This is a genomic window from Methylicorpusculum oleiharenae, from assembly GCF_009828925.2.
Lineage (GTDB): Bacteria > Pseudomonadota > Gammaproteobacteria > Methylococcales > Methylomonadaceae > Methylicorpusculum > Methylicorpusculum oleiharenae.
In genome coordinates, this window is record NZ_WUTY02000001.1 from 4,505,005 (window position 1) to 4,529,371 (window position 24,367).

Genomic DNA, 24,367 nt, shown 5'->3' on the forward strand with positions numbered 1-24,367 from the left:
AAAGTGGACATTGACCTGTTCGGTTAGCGTCTACCGATCTAACCCAACCTACCCACTAATGCGCCTGCAACTCAGCCATTGCTTCAGCCATTTTTTCCGGTGGAATACCGGTCAAAGAACCCGGAGGATTTAACGCAACACCCAAGGCATCAAGTATCGCGCCCTCAATAGGACAAATATTTGCACATTGTGGTACCGCAAAATCCCCTTCGCATTCGGTGCATTTTTTACTGTCGATTAAAAAATGCGGTTTAGCTTCATAGATTGCCTTGCTGGGACATAAGGGTTCACAGGCAAAACAATTGACGCAAGTCTCGATGATTTTTAAAGACATAATGATTCATCCGTTCAAGTCCAATGGAGTGAGCTTAACAAGCAACCCGGATTAAGCCGTTGCCCGGTTAACCAGGCTTATCTCATCCAGTTTGCCGCTTTTCGCCATTTCCTTGTAAACCGCCATCACAGCCTCTTCTATCGGTTCCATTGCATGTTCACCGTTGGGCATGATCCCGGCGTTCTCCAGCATTTCCCAGGGTTCAAAACCGACTTTGGAACACAACACCGCTTCACAGCCTTCCAGTGACCGGATGGTGGTTTGCAATACCGACTCGCCATCGCCACAAGTGCTGTCGCCACCGCAATAAAGATCGGCTTTACGATGACTGATAAAACGCACGCCATCAGGAGACGCTTCATAAATCAGAAACTCTTTGGCATGACCAAAATGCACATTGATAACGCCTTGTCCGCTGGTAGCGACCGCCATCAGAACCGGGCGGGTCGTGAGTTTGGGTTCTTGCGCGATTTGTTCGGCAAATTCGGATTTCTGTGAACGTTTGCTGTTCATTTCTGCTTCTATCGCTTGATGAATCACTTTCCGCTTTTCCATCGCGGCTTCGTAATCAATGTCCATCAATTCGATCTTATCCATCGTAAATTCATCGCCTCTATCCTCGCCCAGCATACCCACTGCATCGGCACGGCATTGGCGACAATGACGCATCATGTTCATATCACCGGAACAGTCGTCTTGTAACTCTTGCAATTCGGCGCCGGTCGGGCCACGCTGCCCCATCACACCGTAAAATGTGCCATGCTCGGCTTCCGCGATCAAAGGCATCACATTGTGCAAAAAGGCCCCTTTGGCTTTGACTATCCGGCTGACTTCGGCTAGATGCTTGTCATTAACACCGGGAATCATCACAGAATTGACTTTAACCAGAATGCCTTTTGCAACCAGCATTTCCAGACCTTTTTGCTGCTGCTCGATCAAAATTTTCGCCGCTTTTTTGCCCTTGATGCGCCGGTTTTCCCAGAAAATCCAGGGATAAATCTTCGCGCCAATTTCAGGATCGACACAGTTGATCGTAATCGTGACATGATCAATATTGTGCTTGGCTAATTCTTCAACCGATTCCGGCAGTGAAAGACCGTTAGTCGATACGCACAATTTAATATCGGGGGCTTCTTTGCTAAGCCGTCTAAACGTTTCGAACGTCCGTTCCGGATTCGCTAATGGATCGCCGGGACCCGCTATACCCAATACCGTCATTTGCGGAATATTGGCTGCGACCGCCATCGTTTTTTTAACCGCCTGATCCGGCGTTAATAATTCAGATACCACACCGGGCCTGGACTCGTTGGCGCAATCGTATTTACGGTTACAGTAATGGCATTGAATATTACAAGCCGGTGCAACCGCTACGTGCATGCGGGCAAAATAATGATGAGCATCTTCAGAATAACAAGGGTGATTTTGAACCTTGGCTTTGATTTCATCGGAAAGATGATTCAGTTGATCATCGGTTGAACCGCAAGATCCGGCGGAACAACCGCCCTGGCTTGCAGGCTTTTCGTTTAGTACTGGCAATTCCATGAAGGTTGACCTCGCTGACTGTGTGTTAGTTAGCTATCAGCACGGTTCATGCCATTCTTGCCAAAGCCACTAATGCTAATGGTTCATGGACTTACGCAGGCTACGAAAAGTCATTTTGTAGGAAAAATAACAACAAAGGTCAGAATGAATGTGAGCAAACAAACAATTACCTGATTACACAAAAGGTTTGGTCAAAATCGATAAGGGGAAGAGTCAGGTAAGTAAAACGTAGACGCGGTAAATGTAACAGCAGTTTCGTAAGTTGAAAAAATCATGTTATTGAACTTAGCATGAGGGGCGTATACTCACCAGGTTAAGACAAAATGAACCGAAGAAGCATCCTTAGCTGCCACTGCATGACCATCTGAATTCGCAGAAGCCAAAGTGAGCAATCATAACCTTGTTTGGAAACATCCTTAGCCAATTGACGATACCCCGGCGAACTCATCTCGCTATGCTATTGCCCAGCCATCGAACACCTGATCAGGAGATATCATGATTTCTTTCCCTAGGCTTGAGTGCTGCAACAATACGACAAACATGGCGACCGTTGTCGCCGAAGTAGACAAAAGGCGTGTACTTTGCCGAATTTCACTGCAAAGCTTAAAAGATAAATTCGGTTCAATGGACGCGGATGATGAACTCATGCGTTCTGTAGCGCAACATCGGACGGCCATTCATGAGGCCGCGAGACGGCTGATAGAAAGCGAGCATTTTGAAGTGGATGGTTCCGTTCTGATTCAAACGCAAGATCTTTATTAGTGCTCGATGGGCACGCTGCGCTTTGCCCATCCTACAAACTACAAATGATTTGGGAAAGCAACGTAGGATGGGCAAAGGCAACGCCGTGCCCATCGTTGTTTAGCAATGGCATTGAAAATTAAATCCCGGCTGTGATGTGCTTGATAGGCACGCGCACTTTGCCCATCCTACAAATGGATGCCTTTCAGTATTAAAAAGCGTGCACCGCTCGGACTCTCAGCGTACTGTATTTATTGTAGCGGTCCTGATCGCCGTTGAAAAAGCCCTGAATCCAGGCGCTGTTGCTGTCGAGTTCTGTATCGCTCCAATAGTCGTCATTGGCAAAACCGCCCACAAGGTTTCTTTGTTCATACAGTAATTTTAATTCGGTCTTTGTTGGCAAACGCCATTCAGCCCCATAAGCACTGGCTGCACTGACCGCATCAATCCAATTGAGCGAATTGATCTCATCGGCTGCTTTAGCCTCCAAGCCATGCTCACCCGAAGCATCGACAAAATAGACTTTGCCGCCTTGAGGGCCAACATCACCCGCAATATAGCTAGCCGAATCACGCTTATCGGCCGCTTGCAGTGCATGACTCATTAGCAAGACTACCGCTATCGCAGCGGCATTTAACGCTCTTTTATATACCATCATTTTGCAAAACCCTTTTCTGTTTTTATTAAAGTGACACTGCAACCATAGCCGGTACCTATTAATCGGTACTGCTTACTGAATAGCAGATCTTAATGAATGTGAAAGTCAGCCATAAGCCTACTCTTGGTGACCGGTTGATCCATAAAAAGTTCGAAGCCGCAGAAATTCTAAACAGAACGTCACTGACCAGAAAGCACTTTATTGAAGTTAAACACCGCCCCACCGGTTAATACTGGTTGACAAAAGGGGATCGGGCAGTAAATTAAGATTTTATAAATGGCAGATCAGTACCTCTTGAAGTAACAGCGTTGTCTGTTATTTTCTCTTCTTGCATTACGTGCATTTACATAAAACATTAAATAATTCCAAATGTCACCTTCATTAAAATCTCATCCGGCTATACCGGCAAATTCGCGGCAAAAATTGATTGCAGATTACAAGCGTGTCCGCAATATCAGTCTTCAAATTTGTGCACCGTTGATGGCCGATGATTATCAAATACAAAGCTGCGTTGAGACCAGTCCGCCCAAGTGGCATTTAGCGCATGTGACCTGGTTCTTTGAAACCTTTCTGCTACAAGCTTTTGATTCGGATTATCGCCCCACCAACCCGGAATACAGTTATTTGTTTAATTCCTACTATCAGACGGTTGGTACTATGCATGCCCGCGCGAAACGCGGTTTATTGTCACGTCCGACGGTTGAACAGGTGTTTCATTACCGTTCTGAAATCGATAAACGCATCGTCAATTTTCTGCTTGACTGCGACGAATCCCAGTGGCAACAAGTCGCTTTTCGTCTGACTCTGGGCTTACACCACGAACAGCAGCACCAGGAATTGCTGTTCATGGATATCAAGCACAACTTTTGGAACAATCCCTTGAAACCGCATTATCTGGAGCGCGCCCAACCGGCGATTAAAGCAAGCGGAAAATTGAAATGGGAGGAAAGGCCTGGCGGCCTGGTAATGATGGGAAAGGACGATAATAATGATGGCTTTACCTTTGATAACGAAACGCCCCGGCATCAAGTTTGGCAGGAACCCCACCGGTTAAGTTCTCGCCTGATCACAAACAGCGAATTTCTGGATTTCATTGAAGACGGCGGCTACGTCCGTTCTGAATGGTGGCTATCAGATGGCTGGAGCCACATCCGGAACAACCAATGGCTATCGCCGCTTTATTGGGAAAACCATGACGGTCAATGGCATGAGTTTACACTTTATGGACTTGAGACGCTGAATCCCTCAGCCCCTGTCGCTCATATCAGTTATTACGAAGCAGATGCTTATGCTCGCTGGGCAGGCAAACGACTACCATCGGAAGCCGAGCTTGAAACAAAATTGCTGGAAATTCCGATAACAGGCCATTTTAGTGATAGCGGCATTGTTCATCCACAAGCAGGTGAAGGTCAATTCTATGGTTCGTTGTGGGAATGGACGGCCTCACCTTATCTGGCGTATCCTCGCTTTAAACCACTAGAAGGCAGCATGGGTGAATACAACGGCAAATTCATGTGCAACCAATGGGTATTGCGAGGCGGTTCCTGTGTGACACCGGAAGATCATATCCGCCCAACTTACCGTAATTTTTTCAATCCACAGGATCGCTGGCAATTTTCCGGCATCCGTTTAGCGGACGACTTATGAATGCACTAAGCCAAAAAATCAGTTTCCATGATTTTCAACCTGAGCTGGAAAGCTTTCGTGAAACTGTACTAAAAGGCCTATCCCGTAGACAAAAACAAATACCGCCCAAGTTTTTTTATGATGAAACCGGCTCTCAATTGTTTGAAGCGATTCTGGAACAGCCGGAATATTACATACCTCATGTTGAGCGCGACCTGTTACAAAGGTATGCGGATGAAATTGGCCGTCTGATTGAACCGGGATCGGTATTGATCGAACCCGGAAGCGGTAGCTGCGAGAAAGTACAATTACTGCTGGAAAGTCTGCTTCCCTCCGCGTATGTACCGATGGATATTTCCCGTGAATTTCTCAAGCAATCGGCCTGCGATTTAGGTCAGCAGTTTCCCTGGCTACCCATTTATGCGGCCTGCCTTGATTTTACTCAACAGATGATATTACCTCAGGGCATCCCCCATGGGCGACGTGTCGTGTTCATTCCGGGTTCCAGCCTGGGCAATTTTGACCCGCTGGAAGTTCAGCATTTTCTGACCGGAATACACCGACTAACCGGCAAAGGCGGCGGTTTGCTGGTTGGACTTGACCGTAAAAAGGAACCTTCCGTCTTGAACGCTGCTTACAACGATGCGGCCGGCATTACGGCAGAATTCAATCTGAATCTGCTCACCCGTATCAATAACGAACTGGACGGTCACTTTGACCTAGACCGCTTTGACCATCGTGCCTTTTACAACGATCAGCGAGGTCGAATTGAAATGCACCTGGTCAGTAGCGAAGATCAGCATGTCAGTATTTCAGGCCAGGATTTCCGCTTTATAAAAGACGAGTACATCCATACCGAAAACTCCTACAAATACAGTCCCGATGAATTTATTACCTTAGCTAATGCCGGCGGCTTTAAGTTGCTCAAAATATGGTCTGATAACAAGCAGCTCTTCAGTATTTACTTTCTTGAAGCCGTGTGAAAACCTGAATCGTAACGACTCGCCCGATTTGGATTGAAGGTGTAAGTGATACCCTGAAACATTAAAATTCAACAAGGAGCAAAAACATGAAAGCTATCTGGAAGAAAGTCATCATTGCCGAAAGCGATGACACAGTGATGGTCGAGGGAAATCATTATTTCCCTGACAATTCGATCAAAGCCCAATTCTTTAGAGAAAGCAACACGCACACCTTCTGTTCATGGAAAGGCAAGGCTAGCTATTACGACATCGTCGTTGACGATGCGATTAACCGTGATGCCGCATGGTTCTATCCCGATCCCAAACCGGAAGCGTTGAATATCAAAAACCACCTCGCTTTCTGGCGCGGGGTAGAAGTTATTCAATAAGGTGCTTTTTGAAAATCCCAGTAATTCCCAGTTTGATGATAAAAAGTGTAAGTGTAAGCTTTGCTGGGATGTCGGCAGCAGGGATGTTGCCGTCAAGCCCCTACGGATGAGTCCATGGCGTTCCTCGCAAGGCTTACGCCTGCCCTCAAAGCCACATTAAAAGTTCAAACTGGGAAATGCTGTGAAAATCTAGACATTAGAAGACAGCACGTCAAAAGGTTGATAATACCGGAATGATGATTTATCACTGATTATAAAGGCGGATTATGGCCCCTAAAGCTGAAGAATTGGAGTTGATAGAAGCGGTGACGCTCAGTCATTACGACCAAAATGCTGAAGCCTATTGGCAGGGCACAAAAGATCACGACGTAACTCAGAACTACGCGGCCTTTTTAGCCCCATTTCCTATCGATAAAAAGTTGGATATTCTAGACCTGGGCTGTGGACCCGGAAGAGATGTTCAGTATTTCAAGTCACTAGGCCACCGGCCTATTGGCTTGGACGGCAGTGAGGTATTTTGCGCGATGGCCCGTCGGTACTCGGGTTGCGAGATCCTTCATCAAAAGTTTCTTGACCTGGAATTATCCATATACCGCTTCGATGGCATTTTTGCTAATGCCTCTCTCTTCCATGTCCCCAGCAAGGAATTGCCACATGTTCTTGATAAGCTGCACGCAGCATTAAGACCCGGCGGTATTTTATTTTTATCTAATCCTCGCGGAAATGACGAGGGCTGGTCCGGGCAACGTTACGGTCATTTCATTCAATTGGAAACCAGCGTGCGATTTCTGGAAGCAGCCGGATTTGCAGTGCTGAATCATTATTACCGGCCTTCCGGCAAACCCATTGAAGAACAACCCTGGTTAGCAATCGTAGCTCAAGCCGTTAATTCCGGTAGCCAGTCAATTTAGTTGTCACGCGTGGTTGTAAAAAAAGGTTTGAGGTGAGTTTAGCTATCCATAAACCCATCGAAAAGCACAGGGCGAAAGGATCACCTATATTACCCGGCGAACAAGAACGTTTGTCTATAACCGGCTCATTGTTAGTGTTTTTATTACATTTCATCGATCAAGAGCTTTTTTAGATGCCCGACCTGATCTGATCATCAAGCATAAGGCTTAAGCAACGCATAAAACGGCTCTGATTTAGATGAAAACAGCCTGGCTTTTCCGGCAAGCAGTGGTTAATCCGAATCAATAATTTTTTTTCGGCTGTTTTTTGATTCGTATGCAGCGTATATTTGAAAGTAACTTTACCCCAGGTGAAACTGTGATTTACTTATTTCCGAATATCAACTCTTCCCTTTTTGCCCGGCAAGACAGCCTGCTGTTATTTAAGGAACTCCTCAAACAACAGGACATAAACCTCAGTGAAAAATTTGATCCACACCAATCAGTAGCCGCCTTACTCGAGGAAAAGTCGGATTTTATCGATCAAATTCTCAGTTGCTGCTGCCAATATTTCCTGGGTGAATATGTATCTCAATTGTCACTGTGTGCGGTCGGTGGCTACGGACGGAGGGAATTATTCCCCTATTCTGATATCGATATCCTGGTATTGCTAAATTTTGAAGAATCGACCGTAATCAATGAAGGCCTTGGCCGCTTTCTGACGTTTCTTTGGGATATTGGCTTGAAGCCGGGCTTTAGCGTGCGGACTATCCATGAGTGTGTAGAGTCGGCCAAACTTGATCAGACCATTATGACCAGCCTCATGGAAATCAGGCTGATAAATGGTTCGGTTATTCTTTTGGAAGCCCTGAAAGCCGAAATCACACCCGAGAAGATTTGGCCGGCCGACCAGTTTTTTGCCGCTAAAATGCAAGAGCAGAAACGCCGATACAAGAAATACCATGACACCGCTTACAACCTTGAACCCAATATCAAGGAAGGACCCGGCGGATTGCGCGACCTGCATGTCATTGCCTGGGTATTCAAACGGCATTACGACACCTCAGAACTCAAGGAACTGGTCAAATACGGATTCCTGCCCGAGGAGCTGGTTAAATACGGTTTTTTGCCCAAATCCGAATATGCCGATCTGGTCGCCGCACTGGATGTACTGTGGCGTATCCGTTATGCGCTGCATCTTTTGACGCGCCGGTGCGAAAATCGCCTGTTCTTCGATCATCAACGTGCCCTCGCCCAACAATTTGGTTTCAGTGAAGAAAACCAGCATTACAATGAAGATGTTGAACAGTTCATGCAGTTTTATTTTAAAACAGTGCAGGGCCTGGAAAGACAAAATGAAATGTTGCTGCAGTTATTTAACGAGCGGTTTATTTTTGGTGATTCCGCCGAAAACTCGACACCTCTCAACGATCATTTCAAAGTCATCAACGGTTATCTTGAAGCGGTAGATGACGGCGTTTTCGAACGAGAGCCCACGGCTTTATTCGAGATTTTTCTGCTTCTGCAGCAAAACGGTTCATTGACCGGCGTCAGAGCCACGACCATCCGCTTGATACGAAAAAGCCTGCATTTGATCGATGACGACTTCCGGCAAAACAAAACGGCCAATCGCCTGTTTATTGAAATATTCCGGCAGCCCCGAGGCATTACTCAACAGTTAAGACGGATGAATCGTTACGGCATTTTAGCCGCTTATTTACCCAGTTTTGCCAATATCGTTGCAAGGATGCAATACGACTTGTTTCACGTTTATACCGTAGACGAGCATACCCTTTTTGTAATCCGAAATTTGCGCCGTTTCTCGCTAGACATTCATAGCGATGAACTGCCCTATTGCAATCAAATATTTTTACTTATCGAAAAACCGGAAGTGCTGTATCTGGCAGCGCTGTTTCATGACATTGCCAAAGGCAGAAACGGTGACCATTCGGTCATTGGGGAAGATATCGCGAGAAATTTCTGCATACAACATAACTTGTCCACACACGATACCAAACTGATTACCTGGCTGGTTCGCTATCACTTGATCATGTCAATGACGGCTCAAAGACGCGATATCAGCGATCTGGATGTCATTCATAAATTCGCCAGTAAGGTGGGTAGCATAGAATATCTTAAGCATCTGTATTTACTGACCGTTGCCGATATCCGGGCAACCAATCCTAAACTCTGGAATTCATGGAAAGATGCCCTGCTCAAGGAGCTTTACGCCGTCACTTACAAGACACTGCAAAAAGGCTTGTCAAGTCCGGCCGCACTCGCCGACCGACGGTTTGAAACCAAAAAAGAAGCCAGAGAAGAACTCATCAAACTTGGGCTCTCAGAGCCGTCCATCGATGCTTCCTGGCGGCATGCCAGTGATGATTATTTCTTACGTTTTTCAGCCGATGAAATTGCCTGGCATACCATCGCAATTGCTTCTTCCAGTGAAGTCGACTTTCCTCTGGTACTGCTCCGTCCGCAAACGCAGCTGGGCAGTGCTGAAATTTTCATTTATACCATCAACGAAGGAACAATCTTTTCCCTCAGCACCGCTACTCTCGACCAATTGGGCCTGACCATTCTCGATGCCCGATTCGTAACCACAATCGACAATTATGTGCTGAGCAGCTTTCAGGTTCTTGAACAGTCAGGGCAACCCATCAACGAATTGTTTAGGGAAGTTCAAATCTGTAAAACCCTTCGCGCTAGTCTATTGCAAAAGGAAGTAAAAGGAGACGGTAATATCCATCGGCAGTCAAGACAGGCAAAACACTTCCCTATTCCTTCCAGCATCAAATTCAATGCCGACTCGGTCAGCCGGCAAACGATGATCGAACTGATCACAACCGACCACGCAGGTCTCTTGTCTAAAATTGGCCATGTCTTTCTGGAACAGGCCATCCATCTGCACAGTGCAAAAATAACGACTATCGGCAGTCGGGCAGAAGACATGTTTTACGTTACCAATCAACACCACTTACCCATCACAGAGCCGGAAGAGCAACAGAAAATAGAAACCGAAATTCTTAAAGTGCTTGATGATTAAAAATTCCTTAAGATTCTTTAATCGTAACTACTCGCCCGCTTGGAATTGACGGGTGGAGGTGATTGATTAAAAAGGCTCCTGCAACAGAGATGTTGCAGAGATCTTCAGGGACGTATTCATGCGTCCTTTGAAATCAAGCACCTACACAGAGTAAATCGGGAGGGATGAGCAGATACATTTAATCATCAACTCCATAATATTTCACTTTTCCGGTTTCAATGCTGTACATCGCGCCGACGATGTCAATCTCGCCGCTTTCGACCATACCGTCCAGCAAAGAGCTTTTGTTTCTGATCTGTTCAACGGTCAACTGCACATTCTTGTCGGCGACCTTTTGCACCAGATTTTCGTTATCAGCCGTTACTGCTAAAGATTGCTCTGCATTTACAGCATCAACAGCCGGTTTGATTTTGTCTAAAAGTCCGCTCAAGTGATCCAGTTCAACATTTGCGCACGCGCCTTTGATCGCTCCGCAATGCGAGTGCCCCAATACCACAATTAACTTTGAGCCTGCGATTTTACAAGCGTATTCCATACTGCCGAGAATATCGTCATTGACCACGTTGCCCGCTACCCGGACACTGAAGACATCGCCCAAGCCCTGATCGAAAATGAGTTCAACCGATGTACGCGAATCCATGCAGCTGAGTATAATAGCAATCGGAAATTGCCCTTGCCGGGTGTCGTTAATCTGTTCCAGTAAATTCCGGTTTGACTTGAGATTATTGACAAAACGCTCATTGCCCTCTTTTAACAACTCCAGCACTTTAGCAGGGGTCAATGATTTCTGAGTATCATAAGTGGGCGCCCGCGCATTCTCAACCGGCGGAAGGACGCCGTAACCGCGAAGGTTTTCCAGGGTCAGTTTGATGTGTTTGCGCTGAGCCTCGACTTTGAAGTTCTCAATGATTTCGTAGACATCATAATCAATGTATTTTGAACGCGTTGCATCAATGATGACGTCCGAATAATCGGGCAACTGTTCGAAGGTTTGCTGAATATTAGCCTTGTTCAGAAAAGAGACGTGTTCGGATAACCGCAGAATAGTTTTATTACCGATGTGTGACTCATTAAAATAAAAAGCGGTTTTATAGTTTTCCAGCAAAATAGAAAACAAGGCAGTAACCAGGCCGATAACCAGACCAATGAGCAAGTCGGTAAAAACCATCCCCAAAATAGTCATGCAGAACGGAATAAAATGATACAGGCCCGCTTTGTACATGACCCTGAAAGATTCCGGTCTGATGAGTTTATAACCGACAACCAATAACACGCTGGCTAGACTGGCTAAAGGAATTTTGTTGAGTAGCGTCGGGATAAGAATGACAGCAAAAAACAACAGCAAGCCGTAAATGACACCGGCCGCTTTGGTTTTTGCGCCGGATTGGACATTAATGGAACTGCGCACGACGACTTGCGCTAACGGCAAACCGCCGAGAAAACCACTAAATACATTGCCTATGCCCTGAACAATCAGTTCACGATTAGCCGAGGTTACTCTTTTTACGGGATCCATTTTATCAACCGCTTCCAAAGAGAGCAGCGTCTTCAAACTGGCAACAACCGCCAGTGTTAACGCGGTTAGGTAAATAGCGGGATTGTTAAACTGGGAAAAGTCCGGAAAATGAAGTTGACTCAATAAATCACCGGGATTTTGTAACACAGGCACCATGACCAGGTGATTGCCGGTTAGCGCAAGTTCCGGATAGAAGTTTAGCAGCCCTTGATTGATCAGCACAGCCACAACGATTGCGGTTAAAACCCCTTGGAACAACTGAAAAAACCGGAAATGCCTTATAAACGGCTGTTCCCAGAGTATAAGAATCGCCAGTGATATGACTGCTATTAAAATGGCGGTAGGCGAACTGTATTCCAGCATGTGCGCCAGCTCAGAAAAAGATGAGTAGCTATCCGCCTGAAAAAAGGAAGTGTCACCTTCATAATCCAAGTCATAGCCAACGGCATGGGGAATTTGTTTCAAAAATAGAATGATGCCTATACCCGACAACATGCCGTTAATAACAGACGACGGAAAATAATAAGCAATAACCCCGGCCCGGGTCAGGCCCATGAGAATTTGAATAATTCCTGCCACCAACAGCGCGAGAAGGAAACCATTAAAACCCAGCGTTTCAATGGCAGACAGGACAATAACAGCGATCCCCGCGCTAGGGCCACTGATCCCCAACGCGGAACCACTCAAGGGAGCAATGATTATTCCGCCGATAATACCGGCTATCAACCCCGAGAACAGGGGCGCTCCGGATGCCAGCGCTATTCCCAACGACAGCGGTATGGAAATCAGAAAAACAGCGATACCAGCTGGAAAATCGTATTTCAGGCTGGCGAGCAGGTCACTTTTACCCGATTTTGGGAGCTTATTTGCTTGCATTTGTATTGTTTGCATTATTTTTAATTGATTACCCAAAAAGATGTTTCAGTTGTCATGATTTATCTACAAACACCTAATACTCAGTCTGCTTAATATTCCGGTTCATAAATGTGATCGGTTCGCTCTTAGCTTGTCGATGGGCTCGTGGCTTATGGTTCCAACAAATTTACCACGAACAGTTCTATACAACATCCCATTTGAACTGAATTGACTGACCACTCTTATTCACAGTTATTGCAAGTCACCCTTTCAATAAATTTTTACGAGCCTTGGCTCTGATAAAAAACAACAAGTTGCACAACCAACAGAAAATCGTATCTGCACTCCCCCTCCCATTTTATTGGGTGTAGGTACTTGATTTCAAAGGACACATGAAACCATCCGTTTTGCTCTCTGCAACATCCGTGCTGTAGAAGCCATTTCAATCAATCACCTACACCCTCTATTCCCAGCGAGCGAGTAGTTAGAGAAAATCAAGAATTCTGCTGGGGAATCTCGATTACAACTCACTCAACCAGTAAAATTGATGAGCCTGCAGGACTATCCTGCGATCAAACTGTGCCGGTTTATTACCACTGTACAAATCGATAAATTGAGCATAAGCGTTGATGCCTTTGGTACTGATAACATCCAAATCAAGATACTGGGGATTGGCATCGAAATTAGCAACAACCAGGACACGTTCTGACGGACGCTCATGATTGAAACGGATGAAGCAGAGCAAATGCTCATTTTTAACGTCTAGCAATTCGCGGTTATTAAAATCGGCAAATGCCGATGTTTCTTTGCGTATGGCGATCATTTTTTTCAACGCATTAAACAAGGTGTATTCAACTGTGCCTTGTTTTTTTCGTAATTCGGCTCTTTCCCAATTGATTTTAGGGCGGTGTATCCATCGATTGTCTGAACTTTTACTGGTATCGTCCTGATAGCTGTAATCATTGACTACGCCGATCGCATCGCCATTATAAAGTAGCGGAATTCCGCCGAAAGACATAATCAGACTGTGTAATAAGAGGATTTTATTAATGGCCATCAATATCAGCTCAGGATCATCTTTTTCCATTGCCGACTCCAGCCCAGCCAAAGAGGCTAATGAACCGCAAATACGCGCATCACCCGTTGCTTCATTACGCATGAACACCATACCCCGGGCAGTCGATTCTTCAAATTGTCCACTGAAGTAATCAATCAGAAATTTCCTGTGTGCAAATGGCTCATAACCTGCGGCCCTGACATCGTAATCATCAAACCCGAAACCAATATCATCATGACAGCGCACATAATTGAGCCAAGTCGCTCGTTCCAGCTTAGCGGGCAAATTTTTCACGCCTTGGTATAGCAATTTTGTATTTTTGGTGGCAATACCGTCCCATAACAAGGCCATCAAAGTAGCGTTGTAAGCAATTTCGCATTCCTTAGCGATAATTGCGTCTTCTCCGAAATACTTGATCACTTCAACCGGTGCAACAATAGCTTCGGCAATAAACAAAACACCCGGAGCGGTAACCTGACAGCAATCTTTCATCAATTGCAATATCAGGTGGGCGTTACGCTCGTTTTGGCAAGAGGAGCCGATTTGTTTCCACAAAAAAGCAACTGCGTCAAGACGCAGCACATCCACACCCTGATTTGCCCAAAACAGAATGATATCCAGCATTTCAATGAATACTTCTGGATTACTGTAATTTAAATCCCATTGGTAATGATGGAAAACAGTCATTACCCATTTTTGCATGTCCGCATTCCAGGTAAAATTGCCCGGATCGCTTTCCGGAAAAATTTCCGGCATAGCCTGTTCGAACATATCGGGAATCTCCCGGTTTTCGAAAATATAATAGTAATCTTGATAACGCCGCTCCCCATTTATAGCCTTTCTAGCCCATTCGTGCTCATCCGAAGTATGGTTAAGCACGATATCCAGAACCAGCAGAATGTCGCGTTTCCTGAATTCTTCAGCGACCCGGCGAATATCGTCAAGCCCCCCTATCCTGTCATCTATCTGTCTGAAATCGCTGACCGCATATCCTCCGTCACTTTTGCCGGATGGGCACATCAAAATAGGCATGATATGAACCATATTGATACCCAGCTCTTGAAAATATCCCGTTTTATCCGCCAAATCAGCCAAATTTTCAGCAAAACCGGTGGTATAAAGAGCCTTGCCAACCCATTTCTGAGACAAAAACCAGTTATGATCCTTTTCACGCTGTATGTCGATCTGTTCGAGCTCGGCAGAACGATCGATATAACCCTTAGCCATCGTCTCAACCAGTTTAAGCATCTGCTGTTTAAAATCGTCACGGTGCCCATAGAGTTTAAAAAACAGCGAATAAATAGCGTAAAAGTTAGCCCCCAAACGGGTATAAAAGTGCCGTAAATCCTGTCGTCTGATTTCGGGTTTTAAATCGTCCAGAATGGCATTCAATAGCGAGTGGGAAACCTGTTCGTACATATTTTTCCTGGCTGAGTAAGTGTGGCCCTATCACAAGAGCAGAGCCGTGATGTTTTATTGACGACTAGAAACCATCGGAAACGGTTAATGCCATTGTTCATTAAATACACTATAAAAAGTGCTGTCAGTGACGGTTGCCCCGCGCCTGCCTACCAAATTGCTTGCAAAGGCTTGAGCTCGATCCAGCATAAGATCCATCGACCATTGTTTGCTCAGTCCCATCAGCAATACGGCCGCGAATGCATCGCCCGCACCTACCGTGTCGACAACCGGCATGCTTTTCGGCGGTTCCACTGAGACAAAATCTTGCCGCCTGTCGCAAGCGACGGCCCCCTTTGGACCCCGGGTTACGACCAGCATATCCAGATTGAACTGAGCGCAACATGCCCGCATGGCATTTTCCAAACTTGATTCTTCCGAGCATAACTCGGCCAGTTCCGCTTCATTGAGTTTGACCCAATCCGCATCATGAAGCAACGACAACACCAAGTCCCTATCCCACCAAGGTACCCGCAGGTTGACATCGACAAATATTTTACCTTGATGCCTCGCTTTGGTGGTTTGCAGCGCCCTATATGAAGGCAGGTTTCTGAGCGCCAGCGAACCGTGATATAAGATGCCTTGGGTTGTTTTTTCATCCAGCAACTGGCTATCGATAAAATCGTAAGCGCAATCGGGTATGATTTCGTAATGCGGCTCGCCATTGTCGATGGACACACGGACACTGCCGGTTGGATGTTCAGGATCCCGTTGTAATGCCTCTTTATGCATACCCCAAAAGTCCATTAAGGCAGCAACTTCCTGTCCGGAAGGATCATCACCGATGCGGCTAATGAATCGGGGCGACAGTCCAAACGCCTGCAAATGCCAGGCAACATTAAACGGTGCACCACCCAGAACCCGACTGCCGTCAGGAAAATGATCAAACAGCACTTCACCGAAAATATGCAGAGGTTTGTTATTGTTCATCGTCTTGCTCCATCCAATGCCGGGTCTCAGGGTGATAATGGGCAACGCCCTCAAGTATGCCAGCACTGTAATTGCCGTTCATACCCATAAAACCGCCTTGCGCCAGATATAAAGCCGATTCCGAACCTTCCTGCAAAGATTGATATTGAGCTTGTTCGACGACATCGAGGCCGGCATTGGCGACCAATACGGACTGAATCGCACTGGTAAGCACCGGTAAATCATTTCCGCTGTCGCCGGCAAAAACGGTATTTGAAATATCAAAGTCCTTATTCCGCATTAAAAATTCTACGGCATGAAGTTTAGTCGCGCGTTCCGGCAACACATCCAGCAGACCCGTTGACGTCTCTTCATCGACGCTGTAAATCAGGCTTGCGCGAATATTTGCCAAACTAAGCCGCAACAACATAGCATGTTGAAGTGGCCGGACTTTTGTTTCTAACGGCAGATAATAGCTAAGCTTATAACGGTTTTGTTTACTTTCTTCCTGTAAAGTCAAGGCCTTAAATTCTCTAAAAAAAGGCCTCAAATCATGTGCCGTCAACCCCTGCCAGTCTAAAGAGATTTCTTGTTCCCATTCCGGCCAAGGCAGCCATTTATTGTCTTTTAGTTGATATATTGTCGTGCCGACATCACCGATCACCCAATCGGGAATGGGTATTTGATATTGGCTAATAGCCTCTTCAACCAGCTGCCTGTGCCGGCCACTGACAAAAGCCAGGGAGACCTCCAGACGCGAAACCAGTCGAGCAAATGCGGCTCTAGCTCCGGGTGATTCAGGTTGTTTTCCATTTGGGAGCAATGTGCGATCAAGGTCAGTACAAATCAAGATATGTTTGGACATACTGTTTAATCCCCGCTAAAGATTGAAAAAATCGTAATGTTCTATAGCTTCCAATATGCCCTTCGCATGCGATTGTTCAGCGAAATAAACCTGCTCCGTATCGCTCAGTATCGATAATTCTTCACGGTGCCGATTGGCAACAACAACCCCTAACGTGTTTCCTCGCAGCATATCTTCGTCGCCGCCTGATCCCCCCGTAACTAAGATACGTTCCAGAGGAATATTCCATTGCCTGGCAACATATCTTAAGGCCTGCCCTTTCGAGGCTCTGGCTGGAACGATATCTAAAAACTGTCCAAAAGAGAGTGTCGGATTGACCGTAAATTCCTGCTGCCGCAATAGCGTTAAAATCTCTTCCATCGGCGGTGCGATAGTACTGTCGTAATAATAGGAAAGTTTAAAACGGCTTAATTCGCTTTTGGGTTGCGGAGTCAGACCGGGCAAGCCTCCGATGATGCGCCTTAAAACCTGCGGCATCCACAAATGATCGATATGGTAAGTCCAGGCAATATCCGCAATCAGCTGGGGAGCATAATAGATTTCAGTTCCGAGACTTGTAATTAAAATATCCGGCATCGGAATTCGGTGCTTTTTTAAAATGGCCAATACCGAATCCAGCCGCCTTCCGCTTGCAATACCGAATAGAAATGTTTTACGTTTTTCGCGTATAAGTTTTACAAAATGCTCCAAACCTTCAGAGTCGCCTAACAAAGTGTTATCGATAGCGGTAAAAATGGCTTGCTTGCGGTAGCGGCCAGTTTTGGCGACAAGAGGCGTTTTGTGAAGATGTTCACGGTGCGGTAACATCGAAATTTTCCGCAAATAGGCTTGTGCATGAGCATCCCATGAATAATAGCGGGCAACATTTTGCAAGCCATTTCCGGAAAACTCCGACCACAGTTTTGTATCTTCGAGAAGAGTCAACAATGCTTCAGCCATCGCCGCTTTATCAAGCGGGTCAACCAGCAGGCCGTTATGACAATTGCCAATAATATCTACCGGACCGCCGTTTTCTGTGGCAACCAGAGGCAGACCTGTTGCGGCCGCTTCCAGCAGCGTCAAACCGAATGGTTCGGTTAATGCCGGATTAACGAAAATGCCGCGGGACAACGCGGCAAGACGATAAATATCGGCAACGTCGTCAGCTGAGTGATGTTTCGGCAGCGCAACGCGCCCGTAAAGATTGTAATAATCGACAACGAGTAACAACTCCGTTAAAACCCCTTGCGGACCCTCGCTCAACTCCCTGATATCTTCACGATTGCCCGCGACAATGACCAGATTAGCCATCGCCTGCAAACGGGGCGATTGACCATAAGCTTCCAATAGACCTACGATATTTTTCCTTTCATCAGGGCGGGATAACGCCAAAATCATGGGCTTATCCGGTTCATTCAGAAACATCTCGAGAACTTTTGCAAAGGCAATGTCTTCACACCGATGAAGGGGGGGATGAAACTGTTCCAGATCGGTTCCTGGCGGAATAATCGCCATCTTGTCCGGTGTGTAGCAATCGTAAAGTTCGTATTGCTCTTCAATTTCATTGCGGGTACTGGTAATCACCAAGTCAGCGTTGGTTAATGTGTCCTCCTCAGCCTCGATGCGGCGCAGCAAATGATAGCGCTTCTCTATATCCTCCATAGTCAATCCCATAGCTAACAACCTATGGCATTTATCTCGCCCCAAAGAATGACCCGTATGAATCAACGGTAAACCGGTCCAATGCGAAAGACGGATACCCACATAACCAGCATCGGCATAATGGCTATGCAGAATATCGGGCATTTCGGACTGATGGTGAAGCCAGGTTAACAAATTGTCGGCAAAACTATCCAGATGATCCCACAGTTCCTCTTTGCGAATATAAGCTTCCGGGCCCGCATCGATTCGAATTATTTGTGCATTTTCAGCTAACGGCTCCGTAGCTAGGGCATAATCGGGAGCTACTTCGCAATCAATTATCCGACGCGTTACCAAATCCACACGCTTGACATTGACCTGTCTTGCCAGTGATTTCGCCAACTCAATCACATATTTGGTTTGGCCACCGGTATCGGCATCGCGGCCTAATTCCAAGTCGCGACTGCGAATCAAGCCGTGGACACTTATTAATAAAATATAAAGTGGCTTGGCATTCGTATTTTCGCTCATTATCGATATTCTCCCAATTACCTGTGAATTAACAACCCACACCCGCAATTATCGAGCCGGAGCTTAAGTCCATCGTCTGTTCGAAAGTGACTTAATTGTCTTTGATCTCGACCTCAAGCCGAGAACCAATGAAACAGGGTATAGGGTTATTTATTCAGTTACCAGAAAAAACAATGATTTTTTCTGTGTTTTTGAGATTATGCCGGAATATGAAGAGGGGGTTTGGCCGGTTGAAGTTTAAGAGTGAACTGGCATTCCAGGGTAAGGCGAAATTGATCAAGAAAAACGAGTCAGGCCGATTCGGAATCAATGGATATTGCGACAGCCGATGGCAGCTTTGTTATCTGTCTAAAGGAACGCTGCAACAAGTTCAGCTACTCCGCAGACATTAGTGCTTATGCTTGTTGCAGCGTCGGATCTACGTTATTGAGTCAAACGGTATTCTGTCAACTGTATTTTAACAGTGGATATTAGAGCCCAATTAGCTTAGAACTTGCTTTCAGAAGGTTCAAAAAAATCCGATTGATTAAACGCTGAATAGTTGCGTTTGCAATTATAGGCAGCCGTGTTGATCCGGACTGCCGTTAGTTCCTTATTGTGTCGTAAATATCTTTATTATCAACGAGCACCGGATGCTTCATCCGGCGTGTCCATAATACGGTTTAGCAGGTTGGTCTTTTGCGATACCCTATCGGCTTGAGTTAAGTCGATCATCGTTTTAAGTTCTGCAAAACGTTTCTCGGCTTCTTTAGCAAAAAGACCCAAAGTTGCGTCAATGCCTTCAATCGGAGTCATTCTGTTATACATACATGCCATCCCCAAACAGACATCAGCTGTAGCTGAAAACGGTCCAAATGAAACTGCCAATGTAGTAACGACGACAGCGCTTTCTAATAATTTCATGTAAAGTCAACCCTATTGTATTTATTATTAGGCATGCAACTGCCTGAGTATTAAATATATTGGGTTATTTACATAACGATACGCCTATGACAAGGTGTGAATTTTTATATCTCCTAACAAACCCGCTCTTAAATGACGCGTTTAACAATAAAACAGGTTGCACGATGAACTTTTGGAAGGTGGCCAGGCATGTTTCGCTAATCAGCGTCTTGTTGTGGACGGCAAGTTGTTCGGAATTAACACCGCTAGATGACAGTGCTGATCTCGCTCCGGTTCAACGCGAAGCGCATTTTTCAATTTTGCAGATTAATGATTCCTATAAGATCGAGGGTCTGCAAAACGGCAGTGTCGGTGGTTTTGCTCGTTTGCGCACGCTTCGCAAGCAGCTTGAAGATGCCGGTAAACAGATATTGATGCTGCACGGCGGCGATTTTCTGTTTCCATCGGTCATGAGCAAGTATTTAAAAGGCGATGGCATGGTTAAAGTTTTAAACCTGATGGATGGCAATGAATCGGCTTTCGATGACCGTATGATAGCTGTGTTCGGCAACCATGAATTTGACGATCCTGATCCGGGCGTGTTGCTAGGACGCATTGCACAGTCTGATTTTGCCTGGGTATCTGCCAATGTCAGGTACCGTTCTTCCGAGAGTTCATCGGGCTCACCCCTCTCTGAACGGTTAACCAATGCTCATGATGTACTGATCAAGAATATCAACGGCGTGAAGGTAGGTCTGTTCGGCATCACGCTGGACAGCCAACAACCGCCTTATGTCAGTTTCGATTACGATCTGGAAATTCGCCGAAAAGTGATCAGCAAAGCGATAGCCAATTTGAAGGCAAAAGGTGCCGCGGTGATCATCGCGCTGACGCATCAGAATCTCGATCAGGATCAATGGCTGGCGCATGAGTTTCCTGAGATAAACCTGATAATTGGCGGCCATGAGCATTTCTATATCGAGAAACAAGCCGGTAAAACCTGGATTACCAAGGCCGATGCAGACATTCAGAGCGCCGTGCTGCATGATGTCCGTGTTTTGTCGGATGGCAGCGTCGAAACCCGTCACCGGAAAATCGACGTGAGCAGTAAGCTAGAAAAAGATGCTCGGGTCGATGCCGAAGTGGGCAAACAATTGGAACGGCTGGCGGAAGAATTCAGCAAAGAGAACAAGGATCTGAACCAGGTATTAGGCTATACCCGCTATCTGCTCGAAGGCGTTGAACCGGCAGTGCGAGGCCGGGAAACGGCACTGGGAAATTTTCTGACCGATGTGATCCGCGAGCACATGAAAACCGACATTGCGTTTACCAACGGCGGTGGCATTCGCATCAACGACAACATTCCGCCCGGTCCGATTACGGTTTATGACATGGAAGGGCTTTTTTATTACGACAATGGACTGGTCAGTTTCGAACTTACCGGCGCGCAAATAATGGATGTACTGAAAAACTCGGTGTCAAAATCACATCTGGGTGACGGACGTTTTCTTCAGGTAGCCGGGCTTCGGTTCAAGTATCATGCGATGGAATCGAACGGCGTTTATACTTATTCCATAACTCCTGCCGATGTTGAGGTCAAATTGCGAGGTAACGCTGCCTATCAACCGCTGGATATTAATAAAAATTACCGGGTTGCCAGCAACGATTTCATTTGGGAAAAAGGTTTCATCGATGGCTATACCCTCTTTTCCAAAGGGGCAGGAAAATCCAGTCCCACACGTCTGGATAAAGGAACTGCCGCAAGTTTCCGTAAAACCGTCGAGGAAGCGATCAGCAAGTTGCCTGATAGGACAATAAGGCATCAAATAGAAGGCAGAATCATCCGGGAAGCACAGTAAAAAACCATGTATACACATAATAATGATTTTCGGCAGGATGCGCTTGAGTGCGGCACAGATTATTATTCTGATGCCTCGTTAAATCCGCAAAATATCGACACTGCTTTTAAAATCTATCAGCATGCCCGGCAAGGGACGACATTACTTGATGCCGATGGAAATATCATACCGTTCGGGGTGACCATTGTCGGCCGTCTGGCGCTCCAGATAAGTATCCGCAAAGATAACGGTAAAGAAGACTATTCCTGGGTTCCGTCTGACGAGTCATTTCCCAGTATTGATGCCATCATGAAAGAAAACCTCGGCACACTCGCCGAAGAATCGACTGGCCCGATGGGCAGCATTCTGGACACCCGAAACTGGTCTCTGTTGGCCAATGACGCCTGGTTATTGGGTAGCATCCAGGCCATGACTGAATTTCATTTTGCCTCGCCGCTTAGCTGGAGCAATCTGTGGGACGACACGATGGAACGAATAACGGTGACAGCCAGAGAAGTCATCGGCATTACAACACAGGGTTATGAAATTCGCAAACCACACCCAAAACTGGAAGCCGTTGCTGTGTGTATCGACAAAAATAAAGCCCTGGAGGCATCGTTGATAAGCTATAAAGACCAGGTGAAACGATACGGTAACCCTGCTGGGCTTAAATCACTGCTCAAGAATGCAACGTTAACCTGACATTATCGGAAATTCATTTGATGAACCCCTCGCCAAACATTGCTTCAACTTGGATTAATGGCTGTGACCAATGCTGAACATCACTGTTTCGATGGCCTTCATACCCTACCCAATGTACGCAGGGATTTTCCGGAATGGCATTTAGGAAGATCGCATTTTGCCTTCTGGGCAATCGACGTTGATTACCCTGATGTAGGTCAAAAGGTCAATGCCGCAAAGCAACATCTGGCCGAATTTCTGCTGGATGACTATAACCGCCAACCGCATATCACTTTAAGCCTCTGCGGATTTCCAAGCAACAATCCCAGGCACTCTGACGACTTCGGAGCCAAGTCCTTAGATTCCCAAATAGCATGGATGCGTCAGGCCTGTCTGAAGCCTTTTGAAATCAAAATTGGCGCATTGTCGAGCTTTTCTTCCGCCCCTTTTTTGCATGTTCATGAGAGGACAAACAGCATTGCTACTTTGCATAACTGCCTGGCTTCCTCGGCGCAGGCCTATTTCAGTTCAGCTTATACACCTCATGTGACGGTTGGACTTTATGCTGGAACTTGGCCCAGAGATCACGTTATCTCGCGTATTAAAGTATTTCCACAAAGCTGCGCAACTGCTTGCTTGATACAACGAATCAGCCTAATGACTTATGCCGCAGCTGAAATTGGCGGCCCTTTAAAAACCATCGCCGATTACCATTTGGAACACGCCGAAATTGAATGGCACGAACCCTTTCCGTTTAATTGAGTGATGGCAATATGCAAACCATTAGTTTTTCCAAAAAAAATGAACAGACATCCTTGGGCTTTGTCAGACAGATGCCAAAGAAGTACAGATAACGATTAATTGAAGTTTTCTATTTTCAACTGCCAAAGAACGATATAATTTTGTGAAAAACTGTCATCATCAGCTGTTGATATTTCCCCGACCACCCCTAAGAATTCCAACTCATTTGCAATGATACATAATTTCCCAAACCGCTTATCTCATCTTGGCATTCTGACCTTAACAGGAAAGGATGCAGGTCGTTTTATACAAGGCCAGGTTACTTGCAACATCAATGACATTACGGAAGAAAAAGCCAGCCTGGGTGCCTTATGCAACGTCAAAGGTCGAGTAATCTCGACGTTTATTGTCGTCAAATACGATGAATCCTACAAATTGATTCTTCCCGAAACCTTGCTGGATGATGTAAAAATAACATTGCAACGCTATGTACTGAGATCAGATGTCAAACTGATTGATTCAAGTGAAACTGACTGTTTAGTTGGTTTGATGCTGAATCAGGAGGCCCCGGAATTAAATTTGCCGGAGCCGGATTTCGGAATTTTTCTAACGCCTGTCTACGGACTTAAACTGCCATCACCCAAACCCCGTTTTCTGGTTATTCTGAGTGCAGAACAAAGCTTGGATTCGCTGGCATCGATAACCGGTTCAGACAAACCTTTTAAACCGGCTACGAGTGAGGAATGGCAACTGCTGGATTTGAATGCCGGTATTCCCTGGCTGGACAAAACCACCTCTGAAGAATTTATTCCTCAAATGCTGAATCTGGACAAACTGGGCGGAATCAGCTTTAACAAAGGATGCTATACAGGCCAGGAAATTGTTGCACGGACTCACTTTCTTGGCAAAGCCAAACGCGAACTTTATCTGGCCGAGGCTAATTGTGAAACAGCCCCCTTACCCAACACTGAAATTTCTGACAGTAAAGGCGAAACGGTAGGAAAAGTTCTACAAGCTTTTTATAACGGCAAAAATTGTAGCCTTCAAGTCGTATTACCCACGACAGAAAGCACCAATGATGCCCTGCAAGTAAAATCGGCCAGGTTGCAACTTAGAAATTATTTATAGCTATACTTTACTACCGTGATCATTTTTGGCTAAATCCAAAAAAAACAATTTGTGTTTGTAATCATCCAGCCTTGGATCGGGCGATGATCGTAACG

At 45.9% G+C, this 24,367-nt stretch carries 19 protein-coding genes; 10 read left to right on the plus strand and 9 right to left on the minus strand.

What is annotated here, in order from left to right; translation table 11 throughout:
- Positions 1-55: 55 nt before the first annotated feature.
- Together GO003_RS20045 and nifB are read right to left on the minus strand one after the other, a co-directional pair.
- Positions 56-334 carry a 4Fe-4S dicluster domain-containing protein gene (locus GO003_RS20045; RefSeq protein WP_159653090.1) on the minus strand — a complete coding sequence of 93 codons (279 nt, stop codon included), beginning with the start codon at positions 332-334 and terminating at the stop codon, positions 56-58.
- Between the two features lie 51 nt (positions 335-385).
- A complete protein-coding gene (gene nifB / locus GO003_RS20050; protein ID WP_159653092.1) occupies positions 386-1,876 on the minus strand; it encodes a nitrogenase cofactor biosynthesis protein NifB in 1,491 nt (496 codons plus the stop codon).
- Between the two features lie 495 nt (positions 1,877-2,371).
- Between nifB and GO003_RS20055 the strand changes: the two genes are divergently transcribed.
- The gene (locus GO003_RS20055) at positions 2,372-2,638 is read left to right on the plus strand and encodes a DUF1488 family protein (protein ID WP_159653094.1); all 267 of its coding nucleotides are present in this window, start codon (positions 2,372-2,374) and stop codon (positions 2,636-2,638) included.
- A gap of 190 nt (positions 2,639-2,828) precedes the next feature.
- Here GO003_RS20055 and GO003_RS20060 read toward each other — a convergent pair whose 3' ends face one another.
- Positions 2,829-3,275: an Lcl domain-containing protein gene (locus GO003_RS20060; RefSeq protein ID WP_231089104.1), complete on the minus strand. Its 447-nt coding sequence runs from the start codon at positions 3,273-3,275 to the stop codon at positions 2,829-2,831.
- Between the two features lie 369 nt (positions 3,276-3,644).
- Here GO003_RS20060 and egtB point away from each other — a divergent pair, with 369 nt between their 5' ends.
- The 5 genes from egtB (at position 3,645) to glnD (ending at position 10,191) form a co-directional block, all read left to right on the plus strand.
- Positions 3,645-4,922, plus strand: a complete 1,278-nt coding sequence (gene egtB / locus GO003_RS20065) for an ergothioneine biosynthesis protein EgtB (RefSeq protein ID WP_159653096.1) — start codon at positions 3,645-3,647, stop codon at positions 4,920-4,922.
- Positions 4,919-5,884 (plus strand): L-histidine N(alpha)-methyltransferase, encoded by a 966-nt coding sequence (gene egtD / locus GO003_RS20070; RefSeq protein ID WP_159653098.1) that lies wholly within the window; start codon positions 4,919-4,921, stop codon positions 5,882-5,884. Before egtB ends, egtD begins: the two co-directional genes overlap by 4 nt.
- An 86-nt stretch (positions 5,885-5,970) precedes the next feature.
- Entirely contained in the window at positions 5,971-6,252 is a 282-nt protein-coding gene (locus GO003_RS20075) for a DUF427 domain-containing protein (protein WP_159653100.1), read from the plus strand.
- Positions 6,253-6,518: 266 nt separating this feature from the next.
- Complete coding sequence (locus tag GO003_RS20080; protein WP_159653102.1) at positions 6,519-7,163, plus strand: class I SAM-dependent methyltransferase; 645 nt, start codon at positions 6,519-6,521, stop codon at positions 7,161-7,163.
- A 361-nt stretch (positions 7,164-7,524) separates the two neighbouring features.
- On the plus strand, positions 7,525-10,191 hold the full coding sequence (gene glnD / locus GO003_RS20085; RefSeq protein WP_231089223.1) for a [protein-PII] uridylyltransferase: 2,667 nt from the start codon (positions 7,525-7,527) through the stop codon (positions 10,189-10,191).
- A gap of 178 nt (positions 10,192-10,369) precedes the next feature.
- Here the strand turns inward: glnD and GO003_RS20090 are convergent, their stop codons facing one another.
- The 6 genes from GO003_RS20090 to GO003_RS20115 all read right to left on the minus strand — a co-directional run bounded on the left by GO003_RS20090 (position 10,370) and on the right by GO003_RS20115 (position 19,905).
- The gene (locus tag GO003_RS20090) at positions 10,370-12,583 is read right to left on the minus strand and encodes a bifunctional SulP family inorganic anion transporter/carbonic anhydrase (protein WP_159653106.1); all 2,214 of its coding nucleotides are present in this window, start codon (positions 12,581-12,583) and stop codon (positions 10,370-10,372) included.
- Between the two features lie 499 nt (positions 12,584-13,082).
- Positions 13,083-15,038 carry an alpha-amylase family glycosyl hydrolase gene (locus GO003_RS20095; RefSeq protein ID WP_159653108.1) on the minus strand — a complete coding sequence of 652 codons (1,956 nt, stop codon included), beginning with the start codon at positions 15,036-15,038 and terminating at the stop codon, positions 13,083-13,085.
- A gap of 84 nt (positions 15,039-15,122) precedes the next feature.
- The gene (locus tag GO003_RS20100; protein ID WP_159653110.1) at positions 15,123-16,007 is read right to left on the minus strand and encodes a carbohydrate kinase family protein; all 885 of its coding nucleotides are present in this window, start codon (positions 16,005-16,007) and stop codon (positions 15,123-15,125) included.
- Positions 15,997-16,851 (minus strand): HAD-IIB family hydrolase, encoded by an 855-nt coding sequence (locus GO003_RS20105; RefSeq protein WP_159653112.1) that lies wholly within the window; start codon positions 16,849-16,851, stop codon positions 15,997-15,999. Before GO003_RS20105 ends, GO003_RS20100 begins: the two co-directional genes overlap by 11 nt.
- A gap of 15 nt (positions 16,852-16,866) precedes the next feature.
- Complete coding sequence (locus tag GO003_RS20110) at positions 16,867-19,002, minus strand: HAD-IIB family hydrolase (protein ID WP_159653114.1); 2,136 nt, start codon at positions 19,000-19,002, stop codon at positions 16,867-16,869.
- A gap of 618 nt (positions 19,003-19,620) precedes the next feature.
- Positions 19,621-19,905 carry a hypothetical protein gene (locus GO003_RS20115; protein WP_159653116.1) on the minus strand — a complete coding sequence of 95 codons (285 nt, stop codon included), beginning with the start codon at positions 19,903-19,905 and terminating at the stop codon, positions 19,621-19,623.
- Positions 19,906-20,069: 164 nt separating this feature from the next.
- Here GO003_RS20115 and GO003_RS20120 point away from each other — a divergent pair, with 164 nt between their 5' ends.
- The 4 genes from GO003_RS20120 to ygfZ all read left to right on the plus strand — a co-directional run bounded on the left by GO003_RS20120 (position 20,070) and on the right by ygfZ (position 24,272).
- Positions 20,070-21,743, plus strand: a complete 1,674-nt coding sequence (locus tag GO003_RS20120) for a bifunctional metallophosphatase/5'-nucleotidase (RefSeq protein ID WP_159653118.1) — start codon at positions 20,070-20,072, stop codon at positions 21,741-21,743.
- 6 nt (positions 21,744-21,749) lie between these two features.
- Entirely contained in the window at positions 21,750-22,424 is a 675-nt protein-coding gene (locus GO003_RS20125) for a hypothetical protein (protein WP_159653120.1), read from the plus strand.
- A gap of 57 nt (positions 22,425-22,481) precedes the next feature.
- The gene (locus tag GO003_RS20130; RefSeq protein ID WP_231089105.1) at positions 22,482-23,165 is read left to right on the plus strand and encodes a 2'-5' RNA ligase family protein; all 684 of its coding nucleotides are present in this window, start codon (positions 22,482-22,484) and stop codon (positions 23,163-23,165) included.
- 210 nt (positions 23,166-23,375) lie between these two features.
- The gene (ygfZ, locus tag GO003_RS20135) at positions 23,376-24,272 is read left to right on the plus strand and encodes a CAF17-like 4Fe-4S cluster assembly/insertion protein YgfZ (protein WP_159653124.1); all 897 of its coding nucleotides are present in this window, start codon (positions 23,376-23,378) and stop codon (positions 24,270-24,272) included.
- Positions 24,273-24,367: the final 95 nt, after the last annotated feature.